Annotated in this window: 3 protein-coding genes; all 3 read left to right on the top strand. The window is 58.1% G+C overall.

Annotation, left to right across the window (positions count from 1 at the left end; genetic code table 11):
• Positions 1–241 (top strand): sigma factor-like helix-turn-helix DNA-binding protein (locus HMPREF2975_RS05910; RefSeq protein WP_319803191.1); only part of this gene is annotated, 241 nt, incomplete at its 5' end.
• 5 nt (positions 242–246) lie between these two features.
• A complete protein-coding gene (locus tag HMPREF2975_RS05905) occupies positions 247–483 on the top strand; it encodes a hypothetical protein (protein ID WP_004007637.1) in 237 nt (78 codons plus the stop codon).
• A complete protein-coding gene (locus tag HMPREF2975_RS05900) occupies positions 480–893 on the top strand; it encodes a hypothetical protein (protein ID WP_004007636.1) in 414 nt (137 codons plus the stop codon). Before HMPREF2975_RS05905 ends, HMPREF2975_RS05900 begins: the two co-directional genes overlap by 4 nt.
• Positions 894–939 lie beyond the last annotated feature (46 nt).

The following is a 939-nucleotide window of genomic DNA, read 5'->3' as shown; positions in this document are numbered from 1 at the left end:
TTTGGATCCTCAGCATCGTGAGGTGATGACGCGTCTGCTTGCAACCGACAAGCTCAATCAGGCGCAGGTGGCGCGCGATATGGGGTTGACCCGTGCTCGGGTATCGCAGCTGGTGGCAGAGGTAAAACCGCTGATCCGGCAGGCGGTTGAGGAGGCCCGATTTAACACTTCGAGCGGTGTCGGCAGTGGGGTGAAGGGAGAAGCCAACCGGGCTGCTCCCACAAATGAGGAAGAAAGGTAAGCCCGATGGCTCGACATAGTCTCAAGCTTCATATTGCCCGGCATATCCCTGACGACCCCGGAATCGTCGCCACCAAGAATGTGACGCTGCGTGAACGGCTCATGCGCCTACTGCTTGGTACCCCGCGCAAAGTCATGATTCTCGTTCCCGGTGACTCGGTCAAGCAGATCGACATCACCGAAAACACCGATGACGACCTCATGGCCCTGGCCGATGCTCTCAAGGCGGGTGAATCCAAATGATGATGCCGGAAATTAACGCCTTCATTCGTGATGGAAACCAGACGATGCGATCGCTCGCCGATTTGCTTGCGCGGGCTCAGCAGATCGTTGAGGAGAGCTTCGAAGACCACGCAGGAATGCCTGGTGAACGCCCGGAGCTTGCCCTGCAGATCAAGGAACCCTTCGGAACCATCCCAGCCACGCACGCCCAGCCAGAACTACTTGCGGACGAGCCAGAGGTTGAACCTGAACCGACGGTGACGTTGGAAGAAGTACGTGCTTTTCTTTCCGAGCTCTCAGCGCAAGGTCACACGGCAAAGGTTCGTGAGCTGATCGTCGAGGCTGGTGCGGACAAGCTCTCAGCGGTGGATCCGTCGAAGTACGGGTGGCTGCTGGATCGGGCGAAGGAGATTGCTGATGGCACCGTCTGATCACGCACTCCTCTCAGCTTCTGGTGCTCACAGGTGGCTCAACTGC

This window comes from Actinomyces sp. HMSC065F12 (assembly GCF_001814535.1).
GTDB lineage: Bacteria > Actinomycetota > Actinomycetes > Actinomycetales > Actinomycetaceae > Pauljensenia > Pauljensenia radingae_A.
This window is presented reverse-complemented; position numbering and strand designations above follow the sequence as displayed.

Coding starts and splice junctions, on each gene's coding strand:
- HMPREF2975_RS05900 (WP_004007636.1), top strand. CDS start 480: ATGATGATGCCGGAAATTAACGCCTTCATTCGTGATGGAAACCAGACG.
- HMPREF2975_RS05905 (WP_004007637.1), top strand. CDS start 247: ATGGCTCGACATAGTCTCAAGCTTCATATTGCCCGGCATATCCCTGAC.